Raw genomic sequence first — 24069 nt, 5'->3', positions numbered from 1 at the left:
AGGCAGGCCGAACACCAGGGGGTGCTCGGCGTTTTCCGCCCACTCACCGCCTTGCGCGTACCGACCGGGCCGGCACGAGGAGAACACATGTGGCGCGAACTGCGAAAACACGGCCTGACGGTCACGATGCTGGGCGCCTTCCTGATCTTCCTCGCGCTCCAGAGCGTGTTCGGTTGGCACGTTCACAACGAGGAGCTGAGCCAGTACGGCAGGGAGGGGTTGTCGTATCTGGCGTACCTGCGCACCGGGCACTTCGCCGAGGCGACCTTCGAGAACTGGGAGTCGGAGTTCCTGCAGATGGGCGGCTACGTTCTGCTCACCGCGTACCTGGTGCAGCAGGGTTCGTCCGAATCCAAACCGGTGCACCAGGGTGACCGCGAGAAGGATCGAGCCGAGAACGCGACCACCGATTCGCCCTGGCCGGTACGGGTGGGCGGCCTTCCGTTGGTGATCTACCGCAACAGCCTGTCCATCGCCCTGCTGATGATCTTCGCCGGGTCGTTCGTCGGTCATCTGCTCGGGGGTACGGCCGACTACAACGAGCAGCAGATGTTGGAGAGTGGAGCCTCCCCGATCAGTGCCTGGCAGTTTCTCAGCACCAGTGACTTCTGGTTCCAGTCCATGCAGAACTGGCAGAGCGAGTTCCTCGCCGTCGGGGCGCTGATCGTGCTGAGCATCTTCCTGCGCCAGCACGCCTCCCCCGAGTCCAAGCCCGTCACCTCTCCGCACACCGCAACCGAAGCGGGCTGATCCCCTGGATCTGATCGCCCACCGCCCGGCGCCCATCACCTCCGGGCCGGCCTGCGGCCACGCCGGTCCCGGCAACCGTCGACGCGCTCAGACGCCGGACGTCCGCGTCGTCCGATCGACCAGGGCCTGGGCCATGTCGCGGAGCTTGCGGTTGGAGTCCTGCGACACCTTGGACAGGATCGTGAACGCCTCCGCCGGACTGCAGCGTCGCTCGGCCATGATGATGCCCTTGGCCTGCTCGATGACCGCTCGGCTCGCCATCGCCTCCTGCATCTGCCGGGCCAGGGTGGCGGTGCTGTCGTAGAGCTGAGCGTTGGCCAGGGCGACCGCGGCGTACGCGCCGAACGTCTTGAGGATCGACACCGAGTCGTCGTCGAAGGCGTGCGGCGTGCCCGCGTAGACGTTTAGTGCTCCGACGACCGCCTCCTGGATCGGCAGACCGATCGACACCGAACTGCCCACTCCGGCTTGGCGGCCACGTTCGGCCCATTCCGGCCAGCGTTCGTCGGCGGTCAGGTCCGGAACGGACAGGACGTCGCCGCTGGCAGCCGCCTCCAGACACGGGCCACGGCCGTGTCCGTACTGCCGCTCGTCGAGGTCACGGGCCAGTTCGTCGGTGAATGCGGCCGTGTGCCCGGTCCCGCCGCGCACCAGCGTGACCGACACCTCCACCGGCATGGGCAGAGCACGTTTGGCCAGCTCGGCGACGCGCTGCAGGACATCGTCGAGACTGTTCTCGTCGAGCTTCAGGCGGCCGAGTTCGGCGAAGGCGTCAGTGGGGTCCAGGGGTGGGCGCGTCATGGGTCAGATCCTCACGACCGGGGCCCCGGTCGTGCGGCCGAGACCGTGGGCGCGCGGGTGGCAGCCTGCGGGTGGCGGGCCGCTGCACGGACCCACCAGGGCGGAGCCGGGACCCACGCCAGTCTCTCGACGCCGGTTCGCCGCACCCGATACGGGGGGTGCGGACTACAGGATTGCCAATCTACTCCTGTCCGACCCCGTGCCGGGCTGCGCGCGAGCCGGAGATGCCCTCCCGTGCAGGGTGGCGACGGGAACACGAGATTGGTCGGCAGCGCGCGCGACTCGTCCTCGACCTCTCCGGCGTGACCTTTTCTGTCCGCGCCACGACCACGGACATGGCGAGCAGACAACACGGCCCGTCCCACAGCTGCCATCCCGGGTGTCCGCGCTGCCCGGCGCCTGACGGACGGTGCCGCCGCATGATGCATGCCCGGCGGGAAAGGGGTACCGTCGAGGACGGGTCAAGACATGCGCCCGACCGGCCGTCCTGCCGCGCATCCGCGTGGCGAAGGCGACAGCACTCGAGTCCCGCCGGAGAAAGACATGTCAGACATTCTGTACCACCCCGGACCTGACGGTCGGAACTCTCCATCCGGACGGCTCCTGCCAGCGGGCGAGCCCATCCTGTGTGTCGCCGCGACGAGCGAGCCGCCGGCCACGTTGATCCGCGCTTCCGGCGAGATCGACATGAGCAGTGCCCACCTGCTCGTCGACATGGTCGAGCTGATCGCGGCGCACCCCGCGCCGCAGGTGGCGCTGGACCTGTCCGAGGTCACCTTCTTCGGCGCGCACGGAGTCAGCGCCCTGCTCCGGGCCCGGCACCTGGTCACGTGTGCCGGCGGCGTCCTCACGCTGGCCGCCGTGTCATCGACCGTCCGGCGCATCCTCGGCGTGACGGGCGTCGACCAGCTCCTCGGCGTCCACACTCCACCCATCCGGTGGGAGGTTCTCGGCCCGTCGGTGGCGGCCGACCGGACGGCCCACTGACGTCATGCCGAGCGGCTCCCGGACGCGGCGGTGACGCACCGCCGCGTGCCCGCCCTACCTGAGATCGGCTGGCGTCACGGTTCGGAAGTTCCCCGCTCGGGCACGCCCCGGCAAACCGATCACACCTGACGGCCCGAGTGCCCCCCGGCGCGGTGTGGATCGTAAAATGCTCTCCTGTAGCGCGTCTGTCCAGACGTCGCGAACGAGCGTCAAGCAGCGGCGCCGGTCCTGACCCAGGTCAGGGTCCGTACAGCGGCCCGTTGCACGCGGGCCGCCCGCCCCGCGCTGTCCAGCTTCGCTCGAGGTCGACCGCGCCCGTTCCGCTAGGACGCCAGACGCATGCCACAGGCACCTCTCGATCTCACCCAGGCCCTGATTGAGCTGGGTACGATCCGGTACGGCGAAGCGAGCCTGAACGCCGTCCTGGTCAGGATCACGGAGATCGCCAAACAGACGGTGCCCGGCTCTGAGGACGTGTCGGTGACCCTGATTCAGGGCTCCAGGTCGTACACCGCGGCGTACACCGGCGACCTGGCGTTGCGACTGGACGAGTTGCAGTACGAGCAGGGCCGCGGCCCCTGCCTGGACGCCGCCAGCAGCGGCACCGTCATCATGGTCGAGGACATGGCCACGGAGCGCCGTTGGCCGGCTTGGGCCGCGAGTGCACGCGCCACCGGGGCGGCGAGTTCCCTGTCGGTGGCTCTGCCCATTCAGGAGGCGGTGGTCGGCGCACTGAACATCTATGGCCGGGCCCCGCGGGCCTTCACCGAGGTCGTCCAGTTGGCCCAGACCTTCGCCGGCCACGCGGCGGTGGCCGTGGCCAACGCGCAGCGCTACGACGGCGCTGCCGCCCTGGCCGAGCAGATGCGCAACGCGATGCTCAGCCGCGCCGTCATCGAACAGGCCAAGGGGATCATCATGGGTCGTCGGCGGTGCAGCGCCGACGAGGCGTTCGCGGCGCTCGCCAAGATCTCCCAGGACTCGAACCAGAAGCTGCGTGATGTCGCCGAGGCACTGGTGGAGCAGACCACCCGCAGGCGGCGATCCTGACGAGGCCCTAGGGCGAACGCGCAGCCTCAGCCCACCGACCGGCTGAGGGCGCCGGCTGGACCGGCAGGGCAGCAGGAGCGCGAGCCCGGGTCACCCGGTCGATGGCGGTCAGCACGGCCGGCACGTCCAGCTCGGCGAGCGCCGGGTGCACCGCCACGCCGTCGCCCGGCGGACGCGGTCCGACCCAGAGCGCCTCGTGACCGGGCCGGCCCGGCGGTGGGCCCCAGTGCGCGGGTGGCACCGGGCCGAACAGCAGCACCGACGGGGTGGCGTACGCGGTCGCCAGGTGACCGACGCCGGTGTCACCGCTGAGCACCAGGCGAGCGTGGGCGACCAGGGTGGCCAGCTCGCCGAGATTCGTCCTCCCGGCCAGCACGGCGTCGTCGGGAAGCCCGGCCCGGCGCGCGACCTCCGCGGCGATGCCCCGCTCCCCCGGGTTGCCGGTGACCACCACCCGGTGCCCCTGGTCGGCCAGCGTCCGAGCGACCGCCGCGAAGCGCACCGGTGGCCAGCGCCGCTGCGCCGCCTTCGCGCCGGGGTGCACGACGCTGACCCCGGTCGGCAGTCCGCCCGCCCCGGGGCGGATCAGCGCCAGATCGCCGCGGTCGGCGGGAATGCCGTACCAGGCGAGCATCCGGCACCACCGGTCCACCTCGTGCTCGTCGGCCCGCCACTGTGGGCCGTCCCCGTGCCCTGCCTCGGCGTTGGCGAAGGCGAACAGCCGACGCGGCCCGACCCTGGCGAGCATGTGGTGTGACTGCGGCCCCCGGCCGTGCAGATTGACCGCCAGCTCCGGCGGCGGGCCGGACCACCTCAGGTGGCCCAGCCCGTCCGCCTCGATGAGCCGGTCCACACCGCCGACCAGGTCGACCAGCGGGCTCAGCCACCGTGGCGCGACAAGCGCCAGCTCCTTGTCGGGGTACGCGGCCCGTAGGGCGCGGATGGCCGGCACGCCGGTGGCGAGGTCACCGACGCCGAGCGCCCGGAGCACGAGGATCACGGGTACGACGACTCCTGCTCCGCGCAGACCACCAGCTCGCGTACCGCGCAGCCGGGCGGTTGCCCGAGAGCGAACAGAACCGCCTCGGCGGTGTCCGCCGGGTCGTTGAGGACAGCGTCCGGCCCGGGCTTGTACTTCTCGTCCCGATCGTCGAAGAACGCGGTCCGCATGCCACCCGGGATGAGGAGCGTGACGCCCACCGCGCCGGCCAGCTCGGCCGCGAGAGCCCGGGTGAAGCCGACCACGCCGAATTTCGCGGCGCAGTACGCGGTCGCGTCGCTGACCGCCTTGACACCCAGTGTGGACGCCACGGTGACCACCGTTCCGTGCGAGCGTTCCAGGTACGGCACCGCTGCCCGGACGACCGCGGCGGTGCCGAGCAGGTTGATCGCCACGATCCGGTCCCAGGTCTCGCCCGGCACGTCGGTCAGCCGCCCCGGCACGTCCATACCGGCGGCGGTCACCAGCCCGTCCAGGCCACCGGCCTGCTCGGCGAGCCGTCGGGTGGCGGCCTCGGCGGCCCGGGCGTCGGCCAGGTCACACCCGGCCCAGGGCACCTCGACCGCCGGGGGCCGCTGATCCAGCACGTACGGCCGTCCGCCGGCCTTTGCCACCGCGGCCACCACGGCGGCGCCGAGTCCGCTCGAACCGCCGGTGACGAGGATGCTCCTGCCGTTCATGTCCCTGCTCATACCGCTCCCCTGACGAGGTGGAGGCCGCGCTGGCGCGCGGCGGTGATGGTGGCGGTGGTCGACCGGCCGGTCAGGTACGGGACGGTGACCACCTGCCCGCCCCAGCGGTGGATCAGTTCCGCCTCGGGCAGCTCGGGACGACCGTCCCCGGCGTAGTCACCGCCCTTGACCCAGATGTCGGGCCGCAGCCGGCCCAGCACCCGGTGCGGGGTCGGCTCGTCGAAGACCACCACCGCGTCGACGCAGTCCAGCGCGGCCAGGAGGCGGGCGCGGTCCTGCTCGGAGTCGACCGGACGCTCCGGTCCCTTGAGCCCTCGTACGCTGCGGTCGGAGTTGAGGCACACCACCAGGCAGTCGCCGAGTCGACGGGCCGCCTGGAGGGTGGCGACGTGCCCGGCGTGCAGCAGGTCGAAGCAGCCTCCGGTGGCGACCACTGTGCCGCCGTCGGCGCGTACCTTCGCCAGCACCTGCTCGGCCGAACGCGCCGCGGTCGGCCTCGGTTCGCGCCGCGGCGGGCGGTGCAGACCGGTCGCCCCGCCCGCCGCCACGTACTCCGACGCGGCGGCGACCGCCATGCCGACCGCCTCGGAGGCCGTCGCGCCGTCGCCGAGGGCCAGGGCGGCGGTGGCGGCGAACCGGTCTCCGGCGCCACAGGTGTCCTCGACACGATCGAGCGCGGACGGGGGCGGAACGATCAGCGGAGTGCCGCTGGAGTGGCAGAGCAGCGCGCCGTCCGGGCCCATCGTCACCGCGACCCCGCCGGCCCGCCAGCGGCGGCGCAGTTCGTGCCCGGCCCGGATGGCCGTGGAGAGCGCGGAACCCTGGCCCGCGTCGCCGGTGAGGTGCCGCAGCTCGGCCAGGTTCGGCGTGGTCAGCCGGGCCCCCGGCACGGCGGCCGGACCGCGCGGGTGCGGGTCCCACACGATCGGCGCGGATGCCTCGGCGAGCGCCGCGCGCAACGCGGGTTGCCGTACCAGCCCGCGGCCGTAGTCGCTGACCAGGATGGCTCGGGCTCGGGCGAGCACCTCCAGCACCGCCTCCGGCGGTTCGTCCGGCCGCTGCGGTTCACCTCCCCGGTCCAGGCGGAGCAGGGTCTGCCCGCCGGCCCTCAGCCGGATCTTCTCGCTGGTCGCGCCGGGCAGGCGCAGCGGATACACCTTGACCCCGGCGTCGCTCAGCAGTTCGGTCAGACGCGCCCCGCCGGCGTCCCCGGCCAGCCCGGTGACCAGGGCGACCTCGGTGCCGTGCGCGGCCGCGAGCTGGGCGGCCAACCCGGCGCCACCGGGCCGGTCCACCGCCGAGCCCTCATCGAGTACCGGCGCGGGGGCGTCCGGACAGATCCGGCTGACAGTCCCGGTGACGTCCCGGTCCAGCAGGGTGTCGCCGACCACGACGAGCTGCCCGGTCACGACGCCGCCCAACCGGTGCCGGTGAATCCGCGTCCGTTGTGCGGGTTTCCGCTGTGCGAATGCCCGTTGTGCGAATGCCCGTTCGTCCGGTGACCCACCGTCGCGGTGGCCGGCGACCCGCCCTGGAACGGGACGGTCCGCCGCGTGCTCGGGTCGGCCCAGGGCGGCGGCACGGGGACGGTACGGAGCTGTCGGACCAGCGGCAGAGCCTGGTCCACGAACTCGCAGAGCAGATGCGTGGAGACCAGGTGCAGCTCCTGCACCACCTGACTGTCCGGGGACGGCACGGCGAGCACGTCATCGCACAGGTCGGCGAGGGGATTGGGGGCCGGGCCGGTGAAGGCCCAGCAGCGCAGTCCGGTCCGGCGGCCGGCGCGGGCGGCGGTGAGCAGATTCCTGCTGCTGCCGCTGCTGGACATGAGCAGCAGGATGTCGTCGGGGCGGCCGTGGGCGCGAACCTGGCGGGCGAAGACCTCGTCGTAGCCGTAGTCGTTCCCGATCGCGGTCAGCGCGGAGGTCTCCGCGTGCAGGGCGATGGCGGACAGCGGCTCCCGGTCGTCGCGGAGCTTCCCGACCAGTTCAGCTGTGAGATGCTGCGCCTCGGCGGCGCTGCCGCCGTTACCGGCCACCAGGATCCGTCCACCCCCGGCCAGGGTCCAGGCCAGCTCGTTGCCCCAGACGGACAGTCGCTCGGCCTCCCTGCGGTAGGGCAGCAGCGCGGCGGCCAGTCCGGCGAGGTGCGCGTCGAGGGTGTCGTGGCGGGTCATCACACCACCGCCTGCGCGGGACGGGTGAGCGTGGCCACCGCCGCGTAGACGCCGCCAAGCTGTTCGGCGCAACGCTTCCACGAGTACAGGCAGCGGATCCGGTCCAGCGCCGCCGTGGCGTACGCGAAGCGGCGGACCTTGTCGGCGAGGAGCCGCCGGATCGCGGTGCTCAACGCGCGGGGATCGCGCGGCGGGACCAGGTCGCCGGTGAGCCCGTCCACGACGGTGTCGGCGATCCCGCCGACGTTGGTGCCGATCACCGGCACCCCGCACGCCATCCCTTCCAGCGGGGTGAGCCCGAACGGCTCGTACCAGGGAGCGGCGACCAGCACGTCCGCCGAGCGGTACCAGGCGGCCATCTCCTCGCGGGGCACACCGCCGACCAGCTTGACCCGGTCACCGACCCCGCACGACTCGGCCGCCGCGGACAGCCGACGGGCGAAGGTGTCGGCCGCGAGCAGGTCCGCCGGCGGGCCGCCGACCACCACACACTCGGCGTGCGGCACGGCGGGCAGCGCCCGGACCACGTCCAGGAAACCCTTGCGCTCCACCATCCGGCCGACGGTGAGGATGCGTGGCCCGCTCGGGCCACGCGGCGCGGCCGGCCCGTCCGGACGGAACACCTGCTGGTTGACACCGGAGGGGACCAACGTCATCCGGGACCGGGGTACGCCGATCCGCACCAGTTCCCGGACCTCGTCGGCGCACTGCACGATGATCCGGTCGGCTGCCCGACCGAGCGCCCGCTCGTAACCGATCCGCCCCGGCGGGCTGGTGTCCATTGTGCCCTGGTGACGCCGCTTGACCGTGCCCAACGCGTGGTAGGTGAGCACGGTCGGCACCCCGATGCGGCGGCCGGCGTGCACTGTGGCCAGCCCACTCATCCAGAAGTGCGCGTGGGCCACCTCCGGAGTCCAGTCGCCGCGCCGCCAGGTGTCCGCCAGCCAGCTGCCGAACTCGCCCAGGTACGGCAGCAGTTCGTCCTTGGGCACCCGCCGGGGTGGGCCGGCCGGAACGTGCCACACCTGGTAGCCGTAGGGCGTGGGCACCGCCTCGGGCAGGGTGGCCGAGTCACGGCGGGTGTAGACCCGCACGTCGTGGCCCTCATCGACGAGCGCGGCCGCCAGCTCCGCGACGTGGGTGTTCTGGCCGCCGGCGTCCTCCTCGCCAAGGACGGCCAATGGACTGGCGTGCTCCGAAATCATCGCGACCCGCATGTCTCCTCCTCCAGCAGCCGGTCCCAGTCAGCGAGGAACCGGTCGAGCCCGAACCGTTGCTTCGTCACCTCGCGCGCCCGCGCTCCCAGCCGGAGAGCCGCCTCGCGGTCCCCGGCGAGCCAGCGGGCCGCCTCGACCAGGGTGTCGACCCTGGTGGACAGCACCCCCGCGTCCGGCGGCACGGCATCGACGGCCTCGGTGGTCGCCAGGGCGATCACCGGCATGCCGATGGCCATCGCCTCGATGAGGCTCAGCCCGAGCGACGTCCACCGGCACAGGTGCAGGTACGCCCGTCGCCGCGCCACCTCGGCATGCATGCGGTCCTGCGGCAGGTCCTCGTGGCCGGTCACCGGGCCACCCGGGTCACCGGCGATGGCCAGCGCCTCCGGCAGCCCCGCCACGCCCATTCCGTAGACGTCCAGCGGAGCCACTGCGGCGAACCGCGGCATCAGGTCGGTGCCGGTGACCCGCCAGCGGCGTACCGGCTCGTTGGTCACCACGGCGAGCCGGTCCAGGTCACCGGTCCACTCCACCCTCGGTGGCACGATGCCGTGCTCGACGACGGCGGTGCGGGTGCCGCCGCTGTCCCAGAACAGCTCGTTGAAGTGCGTGACGTGGGTCAGCAGCAGGTCGTCGCGGTCGGCCATCGGGTGCCGGGTGTTCGGCACGTCGCCCCTGGGGGTGTTGTGCTCGACGTAGACCGCCGGCAGGTCACGGCCGGGGCGCCGGCCCAGCCACCGTTCGGCCAGCTCCAGTTCCTCGGGTCGTTGCAGCACGACCAGGTCGACCTCGGTCCCCCGCAGCTCCTCGGGGGCCACCTCGACAGCGTGCGCCGGCCAGTCGTACGTCCGCGCCCGGCCCAGCCCGTACGGGCCGCGGTCGGCGGTGACCGGCACCAGGTACCGGTGTCTTCCGTGCACGAACGACGTCGTCCAGGAGCCGTGCACGTGCCACAGCAGTACGTTCATCTCTCTCCTCGAGGGCGGCTGTTGGGGCTGAGCTGGCAGTTCAGTGCGGCGGACCATGGGCGAGGACCCGTACGGCGGCGACCACCTCGGCCGGGTCGACGTCGGACAGGCAGGGATGACCGGCGACCGGGCAGACAGCCGCCCGGGTGTCGCGGCAGGCCGCCCCGGCGTCGCCGATCCGGACCGTCGGCACCCGGTACGGCCCCCACTGCCCGAACGGGACGGTGGGGGCGAACAGGCTGACCACCGGCACGCCGACCGCTGCGGCGAGGTGGGCCGGCCCGGTGTTGCCGACCACCACGCAGCGAGCGCCGGACAGGATCCGGGCGAGCCCGGCCAGGTCGACCGCCCCGCCCAGGTCGGTGCCGCCGGCCGCGCTGACCCGGGCGGTGAGCTCCCGCTCGTCGGGTCCGCCGGTGACGACGACACGGTGACCGCCGGCGACCAGGGCGGCGACGATGTCGGCGCAGCGGTTGGCCGGGCAGGCTCGCGCGGGCGCCGACGAGCCCGGGTGGACCACCACGAAGTCACCGGTCGGAAGCGCGGTCGCCGGGGCCTCGGAGGCTGCCGTGGCGTCGGAGAGGGCCACCTGCGCGGCCCCGAGCACGTCGTCTCGCAGCCGCAGTGCCGGCTCGTCGCCCGGTGCGAGCGCGAACCCGGCCGCGGCGGCGAGGGAGAGCGCGCGTTCCGGCTCGGGAACACCGACCGGCACCTGGTGTCGGACGTCCAGCAGGGAGCCCGGGTAGTCGTCGCTGATCGCGCTGATTCGGGGGACGCCGGCCATCCGCAACAGCAGCGCGATGGGCAGCGGCGACTGGTGGTACGAGGTGAAGACGACCGCCTCGTCGGCACCGACCTGGGCGAGCCGGCCGGTGAGCGCGCGCAGGTCCGCCGGGTCGACCGGCCCGGGCGAGCGGTCTATCCAGGGCAACGGCCACTCGATCACGTCGTCGACGCCGGGCAGCAGGTCGGCGGCGGCCCGGCCGCGCGGCCCGCAGAGCAGCACCACCCGCTGCGCGCCGGCCGCGACGGCTCGGATCCCCGGACCGGTGACCAGCACATCCCCGACGGAGTCGCTCCGTACCACCAGGACGGTGCCGGTCCGCCCGGTACGCGGTGCGGCCGGACGGACGGCGCGCGTGCGGCGCAGGATCTCGTCCACCGCCGCGGGAAGGTCGGGGGCCACCGCGGGCGCCGCGGCGATCTCCTCGGGGCGGGTGACAGGGGTGGGCACCAGGATGCCGCTGGCGCCGGCGGCGAGCGCCGCGGCCATGTCCCGGCCGATGTCGCCGACCAGGACACAGCGCCGGGCAGTGGTGCCGAGCGACCGGGCGGCGGCGTACACCAGGCCGGGGGCCGGCTTGCGGCAGGCGCAGCCGTCGGTCTCGTCGTGCGGGCAGATCACCCAGTCGTCGAAGGGGCCGAGCAGTTCCTCGATCCGCGCGTGCACCGCGAGCATCTGCCGCTCGGTGAACAGGCCGCGGGCCAGTCCGGACTGATTGGTGACCACGGCGAGGCGGAGCCCGGCGGCGCGCAGCCGGTCGAGGGCCGGTCGGGCGCCAGGCACCGGTCGGACCTTCTCCGGGTCACCGTTGTAGGGCACGTCCTCCACGAGCGTGCCGTCCCGGTCGAGCAGCACGGTGTCGTAGAGCGCGGGCCCGGGCGGCGTCATGCCGCCTCCGTTGTGCGGGCCCGGCGCGGTGCGGGCCCATCCGTCGTCGCCGGCCGGTCTGCCGTGACCAGCGCCCCGGCGGGCACCGCCCGGATTCGCCACCAGCCGCCCACCCAGCGGGCGACCGCGAGCGGCGGAATGAGCGCACTGGTCACCAGCATGGTGAGAACCTCGTCCCGGGTGCGGGGGCCCGGCAGGACGCGGACCCGGGCGAACTCGGCGGTGCCGGCCGCCCAGCCCAGCGCCGACACACCGGCCACCACGCCGAGGACGCGCCGCCGACAGTGGTGACGGTGCACGGCGCGCAGCGCCAGGCCGGCCAGCGCGACAGCGCCGGCCGCGGTGACCGCGACGTGCCGCGACCGCCGGCCGCCGGGCAGGTCGAGCTGGCTGCGCCAGGTGCGGCCGTACAGCCGGCGCAGCAGCGCGTCGTCGGCGTTGCCCCGCTGGTTGCGCAGGCTGACCCAGCGACTCTCCGGGCGTACCGGATGGGTCACCCGGCGCCGGCCCCGGACCAGGTCCCAGCCGGCGAGCCGCACCCGGTGCGCCAGCTCGGCGTCCTCGCGGTAGGCGCGAGGAAAACGCTCGTCGAAGCCCCCGACGGCGGCCAGCGCCGCCCGCCGGTAGGCCATGTCGGCGGTGATCCACCGCCCCTCGGCGAGGCCCGCGGTGCCGCGTTCCCAGTCGGTCGGGCGGCGCCCGGCCGGCGGCGGCACCACCACCACGCCCTGCACGCCACCCACCCGGTCGGCCACACGGAGGTCGTTCCGCAGCCGCCGGGCCCAGTCCGGGCTCGGCACCACGTCGTCGTCGAGGAAGACCACCCACCCGCCCCGGGCCTCCCGCCAGCCCAGGTTGCGGGCGGCCGCCGGGCCCGCGGCCAGGCCGCGCAGCACCTTCGTGTACGCCGCGAGGGCGCCCGGCACCGCCAGCTCACCGGTGTCGTCGCGCCGGTCGTCGACGAGCAGCACCTCGACCTCGGGCAGCTCGGCGAGCTGGCCGGCGAGGGCGTCCAGCAGAATGGCGAGGCTGGGCCGGCCGAGCGTCGGAACGACGATGCTGATCATGGGTTGCCGCCCGGCGCCCGCCGGTGCACCGCGAACGGGCCGAGGGCGAGCAGGTCGACCGGCGCGGAGCCGAACAGCTCCATCGCCTCGCGGGGCGTGTCCACCATGGGACGGCCGGCGGTGTTCAACGAGGTGTTCACCACCACCGGCAGCCCGGTGAGCCGCTCGAACCCGGTCAGCAGCTCGGCCACCAGAGGCTCCGTCTCCGGGTGAACGGTCTGCACCCGGGCGGTGCCGTCGACGTGGGTGACGGCCGGGATCCGGTCACGCCACTCCGGCTTCACCCGGTGCACGAAGAGCATGTAGGGACTGGGGTACGTGCCCTCGAAGATGTCCGCGAAGCGATCCGCGTGGACCATCGGGGCGATCGGCCGGAACTGCTCGCGGCCCTTGACGTCGTTCATCCGGGCGGTGGTCGCCGGGTCACCGGGGTGGGCGAGCAACGACCGGTGGCCCAGCGCCCGGGGACCATACTCGCTGCGCCCCTGATACCAGGCGACGATCCCGTTGTCGGCGAGCACGCGGGCGGCCTCGGCGGCGATCGACTCCGGCCGCGTGTACGGCAGCGCCGCCCGGCGCAGCTCGGCCTCCAACTGCTCGTCCGACCAGCCCCGGCCGAGGTCCACCCCGGCCATGGGCGTCGACCGGTCGCCCAGCTCGCCGGCGACGTGCAGGGCCGCGCCCAGCGCGGTGCCCGCGTCGCCGGCCGCCGGCTGCACCCAGACCTTTCGGTACGGCCCCTCCGCCGCGATGCGCGCGTTGGCCACGCAGTTCAGCGCCACGCCGCCGGCCATCGCCAGGGTGGTGGGACCGCCGCCGGCGTCGTACAGCCAGCGGGACAGGTCGAGGATGACCTCCTCCAACCTGGCCTGCACGCTGGAGGCCAGGTCGGCGTGGTCGCCGCCCATCTCCCCGTCGGCGGGCCGCGCCTTGGCGAGGCTGGCCCAGTCGATCCGCTCGACGTGGAAACCGCCGTCGTCGGTGACCCGGACCAGCTCGCGGAGCGCGGGGAGATGCCGGGGCCGGCCGTAGGACGCCAGCGCCATCACCTTGTACTCGTCGCTGGAGTGCAGGAAGCCGAGGTGACGGGTCAGGTCCTCGTAGAGCAGGCCGAGCGAGTGCGGGAGCCGCTGCGAGTACAGCGACGACAACCGTCCGTCGCGGTAGACGCCGGCCAGGTGGCTGGCCACCTCGCCGCGCCCGTCGAGCACCAGCACAGCGGTGTCGTCGCCGGCCGTCGGGGCAGCCAGCCCGGCCGACGCGGCGTGTGCCACGTGGTGCGGCACGAACCGCACCTTCTCCGGGTCGAGCCCGGGCAGGGCGGCGGCGAGGAACTGCGGGGCTCGCCGCGCGTAGTCCACGCGCAGCCAGTCCCACGGGTCGTCGAGTCCCAGCTCGGCCACGTCGCCGCAGAGACCGGGGTCGAAGGAGTACGCGACCGCGTCGAGGCTGTCGACGTCCACCCCCGCGCTGGCCAGGCACCAGCCAGCGGACAACTCGGGCAGCTCCCACGCGGAGAAGGGAACGGGTCGCTTGCCGTGCTTGCGGCGGCTGAACCGCTCCTCTTCGGCGGCGGCCACCACCTGACCGTCCACCACCAGGGCGGCTGCGGGGTCGTGGAAGATCGCGTTGATGCCAAGGACGCGCATGGGTAGATCCGTACCCCCGCGAGTCTGGCCCAACCTGTAGATCATCGACTTCTTCGGGAGCGGGCGTCCGGTGTGGAGATTCCGGCCACCCATCCCCCGCTGATCACGGTCGAACCTGGGCAAACAGTTCGCCTACCCCCGCCACCTGTCCTACATTCGAGGTGATGGATACCTTGCCGAACGCGCGGCCCGGCACCGCCGTGCGGATCCTGGCCACCACCGACCTGGGCGCGGCCTTCGTGCCACTGCGGACGAGTTACGGCACCGCCGGCACCTGCGCCGGGGTGGCGGAGCTGCTGGAGCGGGAGCGTGAGTCGCAACCAACCCTCTGGCTGGACGCGGGCGATCTTGCCGTCGGGCCGGTACAACCACTGCTGGGGCGCCGGCCATGGCATGAGTTGGCGCGGTTGCCCATCGACGCGGCCGCCGCCGGCAACCACGAATTCGACGATGGCGTACCGGCGCTGCGGGCGGCTGCCGGGCTGTTGCCCTATCCGGTGCTGTGCGCGAACGTCGACGTCGGGCTACCAGCGTCCACGATCATCGACACCCCCGGTGGTCCCGTCGGTGTGATCGGGCTGACCCACCCGTTCACCCACCGGTTCGCCGGCGCCCCGCCGCCGCTCGACGACTGGCCACAACGGGTCGCCCACCTCAGCGCCGACCTGCGCGCCAACGACGCACGCTGGGTGGTCGTCCTCCTGCACGACGGCGTGGACTGGTGGCCGCAGCCCGGCAGCACCGCCACGGGCGCCCGTACCGACCGGCTGGCCACCCTCACCAGGCCGTGGATCACCAGCGTCGATCTCGTCCTGGGCGGACACACTCCCGGCTCCTGGGTGGGCGCACTCGGCGGTGTCCCCTTCGGGCACCCGCACATCTTCGCGGCGTCCGTCCTCGTGGCCGACCTGCCGTCCGGCGCCGGTCGCGCCCAGATCCGCGGCGTCCATCCGGTGCCCGCCCGGCAGCCGCAGCGACGCGATCAGGCCGTCGACGCCCTCGACGCCGCGGCCGCGAACGTCCTCGGGCAGAGCCGACACGACTGGCTGGGCCGCACCGGCGCGGCGCACTACCTTCCCGGTCTCCTCGCTCGAGCGCTGCACCAGAGCACCGGGGCGGACGCCGGGCTGGTGCTCGCCAGCGAGCACACCAACCAGGGCGCGGTGGACGGCTCGGTGGCGGCGCTGCGCGCCGGGCCGGTCACCGAGCTGGACCTCATGCGCCTGTTCGGGCAGGCCGACGACCGCCCGGCCGTGATCCATCTACGGCCCGGCGAGTACCGCGTGCTCCGGCGGGTCGTGTCCGGCATCGCCGATCCGGCCAACCCCGCCGGCGATCATGTCTGGTGGAACTGGGGCCGGATGCCGCCCGGCATCAGCACCGGTCCCGTCGAGCCCCGCACGGTCGCGGTGGCACCGTTTCTCGTACCTCGTCTCGCGGAACTGCTCGACCGCACGCTGGACAGCGAGGTGGCGAACGTCGGGGCTCGCCGGGCCCTGCTCGCGGTCCTGCCATGAGTCGGAAGCCGGTGGCTTGGCGCAGATTCATGCGTGAATCGGCGGGTATAGGCAGGAGGTGACCTCTGCTGATCAAATGCCCGACCCGAGTCCGCAGGAGCAGCCCTACCCCGGTGAGACCGCCGGCATGGACCCTCGACCCCGCGACGAGATGGCCGAGTACGCCGGCCGTGACCTGCTCCGAGGCAGGCGAGCTCTGGTGACCGGTGGCGACTCGGGCATCGGGCGGGCCGTCGCGGTCGCCTTCGCCAAGGAAGGCGCGGACGTCGCCGTGGCCTACCTCAGCGAGGACGACGACGCCCGACGTACCGCCGAACTGGTGGAGGCGACGGGACAGCGGTGCGTGCTGCTCCCGGGCGACCTGGCCGACCCCCGGCACTGCGCCGAGGTGGTCACCCGCGCGGTAGGAGAACTCGGCGGCCTGGACCTCCTGGTGAACAACGTCGCCTACCAACAGAACGCCAACTCGCTCACCGAAATCTCGGAAGAGCAGTGGCAGCACACCTTCGCCGTGAACATCCACAGCTACTACCGGGTGACCAGGGCGGCCCTCGACCACCTACCGGAGAACTCGGCGATCATCAACACGGCCTCGATCAACGGGCTCAAGGGCAACGGCCATCTGATCGACTACTCGGCCACCAAGGGCGCGATCATCGCCCTCACCTACTCCCTCGCGCAATCCCTGATCAAGAAGCGGATCCGGGTCAACTGCGTCGCCCCCGGACCGGTCTGGACGCCCCTGATCCCCGCCACGTTCCCCGCGGACAAGGTGCAGGAGTTCGGCCAGCAGGTGCCGATGGGACGCGCCGCGCAGCCGGACGAGATCGCTCCCTCGTACGTGTTCTTCGCCAGCGACCGGCTGTCGTCCTACTACACCGGCGAGGTGCTCGCTCCGATCGGCGGCATCACCCTGCCGGGCTGAGGACCGGCGGAACCCGGCTTCTCCGCGCTGGATCGGTGAGAGGGTGACGGACAGGAGCGGCACGGACCGGTCAAGGAGAACGGCATGCGGATCGGGTACAAGCTGTCCACCGAGGGATTCGGCCCGAAGGAGATCATCCGACAGGCGGTCCGCGCCGAGCAGGTGGGCTTCGACTTCGTCGAGATGAGCGACCACTACCACCCGTGGCTGGATGTCCAGGGCCATTCGTCGTTCACCTGGACGGTGTTCGGGGCGATCGCCGCGCAGACCGAGCGGGTCGGCCTGGCCACGGGGGTGACCTGCCCGACCACGCGCTACCACCCGGCGATCATCGCGCAGGCGGCCGCCACTCTGGCAATCGTCTCCGACGGCCGGTTCACCCTCGGCGTGGGCGCCGGCGAGCGGCTCAACGAGCACGTCGTCGGCCAGGGGTTCCCCAGCGCGCGCGGTCGGCACGAGCGGCTGCGCGAGGCCTTGGAGATCATCCGGCTGCTGTGGTCCGGTGGTTACCAGTCATACGAGGGCAAGCACCTCCAGCTGGAGGACGCGCGGGTGTTCGATCTGCCCGAGCGGGCACCGGTCATCGCCGTCGCGGCCAGTGGCCCCGCGTCGGTGGCGATCGCCGCCGAGCTCGGTGACGGCCTGTTCGCCACCGAGCCCGAACCCGACCTCGTGCAGGCCTACCAGCGCGGCGGCGGGACAGGGCCGCGCTACGCCGAGGTGCCGGTGGCGTGGGCCACCGACGAGCAGCAGGCGGTGCGGGCGGCCTGGCAGACCAGCCGGTGGGCGGTCACCGGCTGGAAGGTGATGAGTGAGCTGCCCAATCCGGTCAACTTCGACGCCGCGTCCCGCACCGTCACGGAGGACGACATCCGGCAGCAGTTCGCGGTCGGCCCCGACCCCGAGACCCACGTCCAGGCCGTGCGCAAGTTCGTGGACGCGGGCTTCGACCACCTCGTGCTGCAGAACGCCGGCCCTGACCCCGACGGTTTCCTCGACTTCTTCCGCGACACTCTGGCCGACCGCCTCCGCGCGCTCAGCTGATGGTCGCCAGCAGGTCGCGGCAGGCCTGCTCGCAGGCTCGGCACACATCGGCGCAGATCCGGCAGTGTTCGTGCATCTGCGCGTGCCGGGCGCACTCGTCACCACAGGACCTGCAGGCGGTGGCGCAGGCCTCCAGCAGGGTGCGGGTGATGTTGGCGTCGTAGCCGGTGTGCCGGGACAGCACCCGGGCGGTGGTGGTGCAGATGTCGGCGCAGTCCAGGTCGGTACGCACACACTTGGTCAACTCGGCGACGCTGTCCTCGCTCAGGCAGGCGTCCGCGCAGGCCGTGCACGCCTGCGCGCAGCCGTTGAGCGTGTCGATGGTCGTGGCCAGCTTCGCCCGGTCGAGGTTGATCGACTTCGGATAGGTCTCCAGCATCGACATGGTGATCGTCATGGTCATCTCCTTGATCGGGTTTCGGCACACCTGCGCTACCGACCCGCGCCCCGGCCATGCCGAGACAGCCGAAGAGCCTGTGGGCCGACGTGGTCGGCGGCCTTCAGTCGGCGACGACGAGGGCCTGCGGAGCGGCCTGCTTCATCCTGGAACGCAGCCACTTGAGCTGGATCGCGGTCTCCCCCTCGCAGCCCTGCACCGTCGCGAGCAGCTCCTCGTCCCGAGCCCCGTGGGCGGCCTGTCCGACGACGGTCCAGGCGATGTCGCACTCGGCCGCCATCAGGTACAGGTCCTGCAGGTCGCGCAGGAGACCGAGGCCGCCGGTGCGGGTGCCGGTGAACAGCTGCGAGTGCAGCCGGTCCGGCTCGTCGGGTGCCTCCTCGGCGTAGCGGGCGGCGAACGGCTGCAGGCGTTCGGCGTGCGCGTCGCAGCGCTGGGCCTGCTGCTGGCAGAGGTGCTGGATGTCGGGCTCCTCGGCGTGGGCCTCGGCGACCTGCCGGAACGCGTCGGCGAGGTTGACCTGTGCGCGGTGCAGCAGGCCGAGGTAGTGGGCGAGGTGCACGGTTCACTCCTTCCCGCTGGTTGCCTGGGCGGCCGGTCCGCCGACGGTCGCGGGCACGTTGGCGCCCGGGGGCGGCTCGCTGCCGCCGACCGTCGGCGCCGGCGAGGGTACGCCCCGCCCGTCGGCGAGTTTCGCCACCGCGACGGCGGCCACCTTGAAGAGGGGTTGCTTGGAGACCGGGTCCCAGGCGGTGATGGTCAGCTCGTTGGCGGCACGCGGTGTGCGCTCGGCCGGGTCCTGGTCGAAGTAGCCGTAGTGGAACGGCAGGAACACCACCCCGGGGCGGATGCCGCAGGGCCGGGCGCGGGCCTGGATGCCACCGCGCGCCGAGGAGACACCGACCAGGTCACCCTCGGCGATACCGAGCCGGTCGGCGTCGGCCGGGTTGAGCTCCACCCACACGTCCGGGGCGGCCTGGTTGAGCTGCGGGGCGCGGCCGGTCTTGGTGCGGGTGTGGAACTGGTAGACGGTACGCCCGGTGGTGAGCAGCATCGGGTGTTCCTCGTCGGGCACCTCGGGCGAGGGCTGGTAGTCGACGGTGTGCAGAAACGCCCGACCTTTCGGTTCCTTGGCGCGGTACTCGGGCTCGGTGAACTCGGCACCCGTGGCGAGGTCCTGCCCGTACGTTTCGCAGTAGTCGGGGTCGGTGTTGAACCGGCCGTCGGTGTAGAGCCGTTCGGTGCCGTCGGGGTGTTCCTCGTTGCAGGGCCACTGGATGCCGGAGCCGCCCCGCAGTCGCTCGTAGGTGATGCCGGTGTAGTCGCACGGCCGCCCCCGGGAGCACTCCTTCCACGCCTCGAACACCTCCTCCGGCCCGGTCCACCGGATCAGCGGCGCGCCGTCGCGGTCGCGGAAGTCCATCCGCCGGGCGTAGTCGAGGAAGATGTCCAGGTCGGTGCGGGCCTCGCCGGGCGGGTCGACGGCCTTCTCCGAGATGTGCACGGTGCGGTCGACGCTTGTGAAGGTGCCGGTCTTCTCACCCCAGGTCGCGCCGGGCAGCACCACGTCGGCCAGCTCGGCGGTCTCGGTCAGGAACAGGTCCTGCACCACCACGAACAGCTCCGGCTGGCTGAGGATCCGCCGGATGCGCGACAGGTCGGGCAGGGATACCGCCGGGTTGGTGGCGGAGATCCAGAGCAGCTTGATCGAGCCCTGCTCCGCGTACCGGAAGATCTGCATGGCGTGCGTCGGCGGCGCCCAGTGCGGAATGGTGTCGGGCTCGACGTTCCACAGCCGTGCCAGCTCCGCGATGTGCTGCTCGTTGTCCCAGTTCCGGAGGCCGGGCAGGTCGCCGTCGGCACCCGTCTCCCGGGTGTTCTGGGCCGTGGGCTGGCCGTTCATCTGGTAGATGCCGGCGCCGGGACGACCGATCATGCCGCGGAGCAGGTGCACGTTGTTGACGGCGCACGAGGCGGCGGTGGCCTGGTTGGACTGGTAGAAACCCTGGAGAACCGTCGACAGCAGCCGCTCAGAGGAGCCCAGCAGCTCGGCGGCGCGTTCCACGTCGGCGGCCCGGACGTCGCAGATGTCGGCCACCCGGCTGGGCGGATAACCGTCGACCGTCCGGCACAGCTCCTCGAACCCGAGGGTGTGCGCGTCGACGTAGTCGGAGTCGTACCAGCCGCGCTGGATGATCTCGCGGAGCAGCCCGTTCATCAGGGCCATGTTCGTGCCGTTGCGGACGGCGAGGTGCAGGTCGGCCTCCCGCGCGACCGGGGTGGCGCGTGGGTCGACCGCGAGCATCGCCGGCGGGTTCGGGCCCCGCCGCCGGTCCAGCATCCGCATCCAGAGCACCGTCTGGGTCTCGGCGACGTTGTGGCCCCACAGCGCAATCGCGTCGCAGTGGTCGACGTCGGTGTACGACCCCGGCTGCCCGTCGGTGCCGAAGCTGGCCTTCAGCGCCGCCGCGGCCGTGGCGGTGCACAACCGGGTGTTGCCGTCCATGTGCGGGGTGCCCAGACCGGCCTTTCCGATAACGCCGAGGGCGTAGTACTCCTCCAGGAACAGCTGCCCGGTGGTGTAGAAGCCGAAGTGACCCCACCCGCCCGGCCCGGCCAGTAGTTCCTTCGAGCGCGCGACGATCCGGCCCATCGCCGTGTCCCAGTCCGCCTCGACCAGGCGGTCACCGTCGCGGACCAGCGGGCGGGTCAGCCGGTCCGAGCTGTGGTTGGCCTGCCAGCCGTAGAGATCCTTCGGGTCGAGCCGTCCCCGATTGATCCGGTCGGCCGCGCGGCCACGCACCCCGACGATCCTGCCGTCGGCGACCGCGATGTCCATGGCGTCTCCGTTGGAGTGCAACACCGACGCCGACTGGGCCCACCGATCGACATCCGCCTCGGTGCGGTCGCCGTCGAGGAACCGGTCCACCCGGACCGGCCACTCCTGCCCCGGCCCGTACGGGGTCCGCTCACCCCAGGGATCAGCGATCCGGTCAACCATTCCGTGCTCCTCTCGATGACGGGTCGGACGCCGCCCACACCGGCATGGGCCGGGCCGACACCCGCCCGTACAGCCAGTTCACCACGGTGACCAGTACCACCGCGCCGGCAGCGATGAGCAACTGTGCCGGGGTGCGCAGCAGGCCCAGACTCACGATCAGTGTCGTCGCGCCCGCCGGTGGATGCGACGCCTTCAGCAGCACCAGCACCGCCGTGGTGACCGCCACCGACCCGGCGGCCGCGACGATCCGCGGCCCGTCGACCCCCTCCTGGAGCGCCGAGGGGTCGTCGGACAGTCCGCAGGCGACCAGGAACGCGTACCCGGCGAGCAGGGCCACCCCGTGCCCGATGAGTGTGCTGCGCGGCGACGACTGCGGCGCGTCCGGCTTCTCCACGTGCAGCATCACCGCCGGCCCGAGACTGGGGAACAACCACGGCTGATGGGTGAGGACCGCGACCGCACCGGCAACGACGATCGCCAGCGCGGTGCCCACGAAGGCGTGCACCGACGGCCGCGCCTGCCTCATCAGACTCCCCCTCCGCCTCTGATCGTCACACTTCTCCCGTCCGGGTCAGCACAAACACGGGAGAGTCAGCGCACTTCGTCGCGCGACCGCCGATCCGTGGGCTCGAACGGCCCCTCCCGTCCGCCGAATGCCGCCGTCACTGCGGGTCGTCGAAGCCCTCCGTGGCTCGCTCCCGGCGGAGGTGTGCCAGCGCCCGCCGGCCCAGATCGGTGTCCTCCCGGCCGAGCGCCCGGTACATCGCCTCGACCTTCTCGTACGGCTGTGCTGGCGGGAGCAGCGGGATCGCCGGATCCACCACCGCCTCGATGAGCGTGGGCCGGTCCGCCGACAGGGCACGGTCCCAGGCCGTGTCGACCTCGCCGGGCGTGGTGACCCGAAGTCCGTGCAGGCCCAGCAGCTCGGCCCAGAGGGCGTACGGGGCGTCGGGCAGGCGCTGGGACTCGACGAAGCGGGGATCGCCCTCCATCTCCCGCTGCTCCCAGCTGACCTCGGCCAGGTCCCGGTTGTGCAGCACCAGCACCACGAAGCGCGGGTCCGCCCACTTCCGCCACCGGTGCGCGACGGTCAGCAGCTCGGCCAGTCCGTTCATCTGCATCGCCCCGTCGCCGGCCAACGCCACCACCGGGCGGTCCGGGGTGGCGAGCTTCGCGGCCAGCCCGTACGGCAGCGCCGAGCCCATCGAGGCCAGGGTGCTGGACAGGTGCGCGTCGACGCCGACGGGCAACCGCAGGTGCCGCGCGTACCAGTACGTCACCGACCCGACGTCCACCGACACCTGCGCGTCGGTGGGCAGCCGGTCGCTGAGCGCGTGCAGCACGTACTGCGGATTGAGCGGGTCGGCGTCGGCGGTGGCCCGCTGCCGGGCGATGTCCCGCCAGCGGGTCACCGCACCCTCGACGCGCTGCCGCCAGCTCCGGTCCGGTCTGGGCGCGAGCAACGGCAGCAGGGCACGGATGGTCGTGGCGGCGTCACCGAGCAGCGGCACCTCCACCGGGTACCGCACACCGATGCGTCGGCCGTCGATGTCGATCTGCACCGCCCGTGCCTGACCGGGAGCGGGGTAGAACTCCGACCAGGGGTCGTTGCTGCCGACGATGATCAGGGTGTCGCACTCCCCCATCAGTACGCTGCTGGCGGTGCTGCCCAGATGCCCCATCACCCCGGTGTGGAACGGCAGGGACTCGTCCAGCACCGGCTTGCCCAGTAGCGACGCGGCCACCCCCGCGCCGAGCGCCTCAGCCAGCTCAGTCACCTCGGTGGCGGCGTCGCGGGCGCCCTGTCCCACCAGAATCGCCACCCGTTGGCCCGCATCCAGCAGGTCGGCCGCGGCACGAAGGTCCTCGGCGCGCGGGCGGAGCTCGGGCACCGGCATCCCCGGGCTGGTCACCATGATCCCGTGCTGACGCGCGCCCAGATCGGGGGCGGGGGCGGTCTGCACGTCGTGCGGCAGGATCACGCAGGTCGGGCTACGGGTCGCCAGGGCGGAGCGGATCGCCCGGTCGAGCAGCATCGGCAGCTGCTCGGCCGTGTACGCGGTCTGCACGAACTGGGAGCAGACGTCGCCGTAGAGCCGGACGAGGTCGATCTCCTGCTGGTAGCCGCTGCCCAGCACCGAGGTCACCTGCTGGCCGACGATCGCGAGCACCGGCTGGGAGTCCAGCCGGGCGTCGTAGAGGCCGTTGAGCAGGTGCACAGCGCCGGGCCCCTGGGTGGACAGGCACACTCCCAGCCCGCCGGTGTACTTCGCGTGCCCGCACGCCATGAACGCCGCCGTCTCCTCGTGCCGGGCCTGCACGAACTCGGGTCGGCCAGCGCGGCGCAGCGCGCCCATGATCCCGTCGATGCCGTCGCCGGAGTAGCCGAAGACCCGGTCCACACCCCAGTCCCCCAACCGGCCGACCACCAGGTCCGACACTGTCGCGTTCGCCATCGCCGCCTCCTCGCTCCGCACCGCTCTCCAGCATGTGGCGGTACCCCCGGCCGCTGTGCCGAACCGGACGGACAGCACCACTTCGGGTTTCGGTGCTGGTTCGCCCGTGTTTGGTCGGCCGCGCCGTCGGGCACCTGAGATGGCAACGCACCCGGAGGAGGTTTGCGATGCCCGCGCGCGACGACGTGCCGGCGACACTGAAGCGGTCGCCCAGGAAGGCGCAGGACACCTACGTCAAGGCACACGACTCGGCGGTCGAGGAGTACGGCGAGGGCGAGCGTGCCCACCGCACCGCCTTCGCCGCCGTCAAACACACGTTCGAGAAGGTCGGCGATCACTGGGAGCCCAAGAAGGGCAAGGGCCCCAGCGACAGGCAGGCCGCGCGCGGCCGCGGGTCCAAGGCGGCGCGAACGGCCGGTGGCGCCGATGCCAACGCCAGCAAGGAGCACCTGATGGACGTCGCCCGGAAGCTGGAGATCCGAGGCCGGTCCCGAATGACGAAGCCGCAGCTCGTCGAGGCGATCCAGAAGGCCAACAAGCGCAGCACCAGCGCCGCCAGCCGCGCCTGACACAGGCAGCACCACGCGGCGTCGCCGTGGCCCGTCGGGGACATGGGGTGGCACCGACGGGCCGGCGCGGTGGGGATGTGGGGAGCACGTCGCCGGCAGAGCGGCGTGCTCGTCCATCCGACAGGAGGCCG

The 24069-nt window shown here is 72.6% G+C and carries 22 protein-coding genes; 7 read left to right on the top strand and 15 right to left on the bottom strand.

All coding sequences use genetic code 11. The annotated features are described in order from the left end of the window. Positions 1-87 precede the first annotated feature (87 nt). On the top strand, positions 88-750 hold the full coding sequence (locus GA0070607_RS24510) for a DUF6766 family protein (protein ID WP_089020272.1): 663 nt from the start codon (positions 88-90) through the stop codon (positions 748-750). A gap of 87 nt (positions 751-837) precedes the next feature. Here GA0070607_RS24510 and GA0070607_RS24505 read toward each other — a convergent pair whose 3' ends face one another. Next, a complete protein-coding gene (locus GA0070607_RS24505) occupies positions 838-1551 on the bottom strand; it encodes a GAF and ANTAR domain-containing protein (RefSeq protein ID WP_089020271.1) in 714 nt (237 codons plus the stop codon). 426 nt (positions 1552-1977) lie between these two features. On the opposite strand from GA0070607_RS24505, the gene GA0070607_RS32540 reads away from it, so the two are divergent. Both GA0070607_RS32540 and GA0070607_RS24495 read left to right on the top strand, forming a co-directional pair. Further along, a complete protein-coding gene (locus GA0070607_RS32540) occupies positions 1978-2538 on the top strand; it encodes an STAS domain-containing protein (RefSeq protein WP_089020270.1) in 561 nt (186 codons plus the stop codon). A gap of 339 nt (positions 2539-2877) precedes the next feature. Then, positions 2878-3588, top strand: a complete 711-nt coding sequence (locus GA0070607_RS24495) for a GAF and ANTAR domain-containing protein (RefSeq protein ID WP_089020269.1) — start codon at positions 2878-2880, stop codon at positions 3586-3588. Between the two features lie 7 nt (positions 3589-3595). Here GA0070607_RS24495 and GA0070607_RS24490 read toward each other — a convergent pair whose 3' ends face one another. From GA0070607_RS24490 to GA0070607_RS24450, 9 genes are read right to left on the bottom strand one after another with little or no spacing between them, the layout of a single operon-like run. Next, positions 3596-4588 carry a glycosyltransferase family 9 protein gene (locus GA0070607_RS24490; RefSeq protein ID WP_089020268.1) on the bottom strand — a complete coding sequence of 331 codons (993 nt, stop codon included), beginning with the start codon at positions 4586-4588 and terminating at the stop codon, positions 3596-3598. Beyond that, positions 4585-5280 (bottom strand): SDR family oxidoreductase, encoded by a 696-nt coding sequence (locus GA0070607_RS24485; protein ID WP_408630850.1) that lies wholly within the window; start codon positions 5278-5280, stop codon positions 4585-4587. The genes GA0070607_RS24490 and GA0070607_RS24485 overlap by 4 nt, the downstream gene beginning before the upstream one ends. Next, a complete protein-coding gene (gene rfaE2, locus GA0070607_RS24480; protein ID WP_089022080.1) occupies positions 5277-6689 on the bottom strand; it encodes a D-glycero-beta-D-manno-heptose 1-phosphate adenylyltransferase in 1413 nt (470 codons plus the stop codon). The genes GA0070607_RS24485 and rfaE2 overlap by 4 nt, the downstream gene beginning before the upstream one ends. Continuing rightward, positions 6686-7456, bottom strand: a complete 771-nt coding sequence (locus GA0070607_RS24475; protein WP_331716433.1) for a D-sedoheptulose-7-phosphate isomerase — start codon at positions 7454-7456, stop codon at positions 6686-6688. The genes rfaE2 and GA0070607_RS24475 overlap by 4 nt, the downstream gene beginning before the upstream one ends. Further along, positions 7456-8673, bottom strand: a complete 1218-nt coding sequence (locus GA0070607_RS24470) for a glycosyltransferase (RefSeq protein WP_089020266.1) — start codon at positions 8671-8673, stop codon at positions 7456-7458. The genes GA0070607_RS24475 and GA0070607_RS24470 overlap by 1 nt, the downstream gene beginning before the upstream one ends. After that, on the bottom strand, positions 8658-9641 hold the full coding sequence (locus GA0070607_RS24465; RefSeq protein ID WP_089020265.1) for a glycosyltransferase: 984 nt from the start codon (positions 9639-9641) through the stop codon (positions 8658-8660). Before GA0070607_RS24465 ends, GA0070607_RS24470 begins: the two co-directional genes overlap by 16 nt. Positions 9642-9681: 40 nt before the next feature. After that, the gene (locus tag GA0070607_RS24460; protein WP_089022079.1) at positions 9682-11313 is read right to left on the bottom strand and encodes an HAD-IIIA family hydrolase; all 1632 of its coding nucleotides are present in this window, start codon (positions 11311-11313) and stop codon (positions 9682-9684) included. Then, positions 11310-12380 carry a glycosyltransferase family 2 protein gene (locus tag GA0070607_RS24455; protein ID WP_089020264.1) on the bottom strand — a complete coding sequence of 357 codons (1071 nt, stop codon included), beginning with the start codon at positions 12378-12380 and terminating at the stop codon, positions 11310-11312. The genes GA0070607_RS24460 and GA0070607_RS24455 overlap by 4 nt, the downstream gene beginning before the upstream one ends. Continuing rightward, on the bottom strand, positions 12377-14029 hold the full coding sequence (locus GA0070607_RS24450; RefSeq protein ID WP_089020263.1) for a carbamoyltransferase family protein: 1653 nt from the start codon (positions 14027-14029) through the stop codon (positions 12377-12379). The genes GA0070607_RS24455 and GA0070607_RS24450 overlap by 4 nt, the downstream gene beginning before the upstream one ends. Positions 14030-14193: 164 nt before the next feature. Between GA0070607_RS24450 and GA0070607_RS24445 the strand changes: the two genes are divergently transcribed. From GA0070607_RS24445 to GA0070607_RS24435, 3 genes are all read left to right on the top strand, one after another. Further along, on the top strand, positions 14194-15546 hold the full coding sequence (locus GA0070607_RS24445; RefSeq protein ID WP_089020262.1) for a metallophosphoesterase: 1353 nt from the start codon (positions 14194-14196) through the stop codon (positions 15544-15546). Between the two features lie 76 nt (positions 15547-15622). Beyond that, positions 15623-16471 (top strand): SDR family oxidoreductase, encoded by an 849-nt coding sequence (locus GA0070607_RS24440; protein ID WP_197701154.1) that lies wholly within the window; start codon positions 15623-15625, stop codon positions 16469-16471. A gap of 84 nt (positions 16472-16555) precedes the next feature. Continuing rightward, on the top strand, positions 16556-17515 hold the full coding sequence (locus tag GA0070607_RS24435) for a TIGR03557 family F420-dependent LLM class oxidoreductase (protein WP_089020261.1): 960 nt from the start codon (positions 16556-16558) through the stop codon (positions 17513-17515). On the opposite strand, the gene GA0070607_RS24430 is transcribed toward GA0070607_RS24435, so the two are convergent. The 5 genes from GA0070607_RS24430 to GA0070607_RS24410 form a co-directional block, all read right to left on the bottom strand. Beyond that, positions 17508-17912: a four-helix bundle copper-binding protein gene (locus GA0070607_RS24430; protein WP_089022077.1), complete on the bottom strand. Its 405-nt coding sequence runs from the start codon at positions 17910-17912 to the stop codon at positions 17508-17510. The two genes, GA0070607_RS24435 and GA0070607_RS24430, sit on opposite strands and share 8 nt — an antisense overlap. A 103-nt stretch (positions 17913-18015) precedes the next feature. Further along, positions 18016-18474 carry a ferritin family protein gene (locus GA0070607_RS24425; protein ID WP_089020260.1) on the bottom strand — a complete coding sequence of 153 codons (459 nt, stop codon included), beginning with the start codon at positions 18472-18474 and terminating at the stop codon, positions 18016-18018. Between the two features lie 3 nt (positions 18475-18477). Then, a complete protein-coding gene (locus GA0070607_RS24420) occupies positions 18478-20913 on the bottom strand; it encodes a molybdopterin oxidoreductase family protein (protein ID WP_089020259.1) in 2436 nt (811 codons plus the stop codon). Beyond that, positions 20906-21439: an HPP family protein gene (locus GA0070607_RS24415; protein WP_089020258.1), complete on the bottom strand. Its 534-nt coding sequence runs from the start codon at positions 21437-21439 to the stop codon at positions 20906-20908. Before GA0070607_RS24415 ends, GA0070607_RS24420 begins: the two co-directional genes overlap by 8 nt. Before the next feature lie 136 nt (positions 21440-21575). Next, entirely contained in the window at positions 21576-23369 is a 1794-nt protein-coding gene (locus tag GA0070607_RS24410; protein ID WP_089020257.1) for a thiamine pyrophosphate-requiring protein, read from the bottom strand. Positions 23370-23536: 167 nt separating this feature from the next. Here GA0070607_RS24410 and GA0070607_RS24405 point away from each other — a divergent pair, with 167 nt between their 5' ends. Continuing rightward, complete coding sequence (locus GA0070607_RS24405; RefSeq protein WP_089020256.1) at positions 23537-23938, top strand: ChaB family protein; 402 nt, start codon at positions 23537-23539, stop codon at positions 23936-23938. Positions 23939-24069 lie beyond the last annotated feature (131 nt).

Origin of the sequence: Micromonospora coriariae, assembly GCF_900091455.1 — a bacterium.
Classification (GTDB): domain Bacteria; phylum Actinomycetota; class Actinomycetes; order Mycobacteriales; family Micromonosporaceae; genus Micromonospora; species Micromonospora coriariae.
This window is presented reverse-complemented; position numbering and strand designations above follow the sequence as displayed.

Coding starts and splice junctions, on each gene's coding strand:
- GA0070607_RS24510 (WP_089020272.1), top strand. CDS start 88: ATGTGGCGCGAACTGCGAAAACACGGCCTGACGGTCACGATGCTGGGC.
- GA0070607_RS24505 (WP_089020271.1), bottom strand. CDS start 1,551: ATGACGCGCCCACCCCTGGACCCCACTGACGCCTTCGCCGAACTCGGC.
- GA0070607_RS32540 (WP_089020270.1), top strand. CDS start 1,978: ATGCCCGGCGGGAAAGGGGTACCGTCGAGGACGGGTCAAGACATGCGC.
- GA0070607_RS24495 (WP_089020269.1), top strand. CDS start 2,878: ATGCCACAGGCACCTCTCGATCTCACCCAGGCCCTGATTGAGCTGGGT.
- GA0070607_RS24485 (WP_408630850.1), bottom strand. CDS start 5,280: ATGAGCAGGGACATGAACGGCAGGAGCATCCTCGTCACCGGCGGTTCG.
- GA0070607_RS24475 (WP_331716433.1), bottom strand. CDS start 7,456: ATGACCCGCCACGACACCCTCGACGCGCACCTCGCCGGACTGGCCGCC.
- GA0070607_RS24470 (WP_089020266.1), bottom strand. CDS start 8,673: ATGCGGGTCGCGATGATTTCGGAGCACGCCAGTCCATTGGCCGTCCTT.
- GA0070607_RS24465 (WP_089020265.1), bottom strand. CDS start 9,641: ATGAACGTACTGCTGTGGCACGTGCACGGCTCCTGGACGACGTCGTTC.
- GA0070607_RS24460 (WP_089022079.1), bottom strand. CDS start 11,313: ATGACGCCGCCCGGGCCCGCGCTCTACGACACCGTGCTGCTCGACCGG.
- GA0070607_RS24455 (WP_089020264.1), bottom strand. CDS start 12,380: ATGATCAGCATCGTCGTTCCGACGCTCGGCCGGCCCAGCCTCGCCATT.
- GA0070607_RS24450 (WP_089020263.1), bottom strand. CDS start 14,029: ATGCGCGTCCTTGGCATCAACGCGATCTTCCACGACCCCGCAGCCGCC.
- GA0070607_RS24445 (WP_089020262.1), top strand. CDS start 14,194: ATGGATACCTTGCCGAACGCGCGGCCCGGCACCGCCGTGCGGATCCTG.
- GA0070607_RS24440 (WP_197701154.1), top strand. CDS start 15,623: ATGCCCGACCCGAGTCCGCAGGAGCAGCCCTACCCCGGTGAGACCGCC.
- GA0070607_RS24435 (WP_089020261.1), top strand. CDS start 16,556: ATGCGGATCGGGTACAAGCTGTCCACCGAGGGATTCGGCCCGAAGGAG.
- GA0070607_RS24430 (WP_089022077.1), bottom strand. CDS start 17,912: ATGACGATCACCATGTCGATGCTGGAGACCTATCCGAAGTCGATCAAC.
- GA0070607_RS24420 (WP_089020259.1), bottom strand. CDS start 20,913: ATGGTTGACCGGATCGCTGATCCCTGGGGTGAGCGGACCCCGTACGGG.
- GA0070607_RS24415 (WP_089020258.1), bottom strand. CDS start 21,439: ATGAGGCAGGCGCGGCCGTCGGTGCACGCCTTCGTGGGCACCGCGCTG.
- GA0070607_RS24410 (WP_089020257.1), bottom strand. CDS start 23,369: ATGGCGAACGCGACAGTGTCGGACCTGGTGGTCGGCCGGTTGGGGGAC.
- GA0070607_RS24405 (WP_089020256.1), top strand. CDS start 23,537: ATGCCCGCGCGCGACGACGTGCCGGCGACACTGAAGCGGTCGCCCAGG.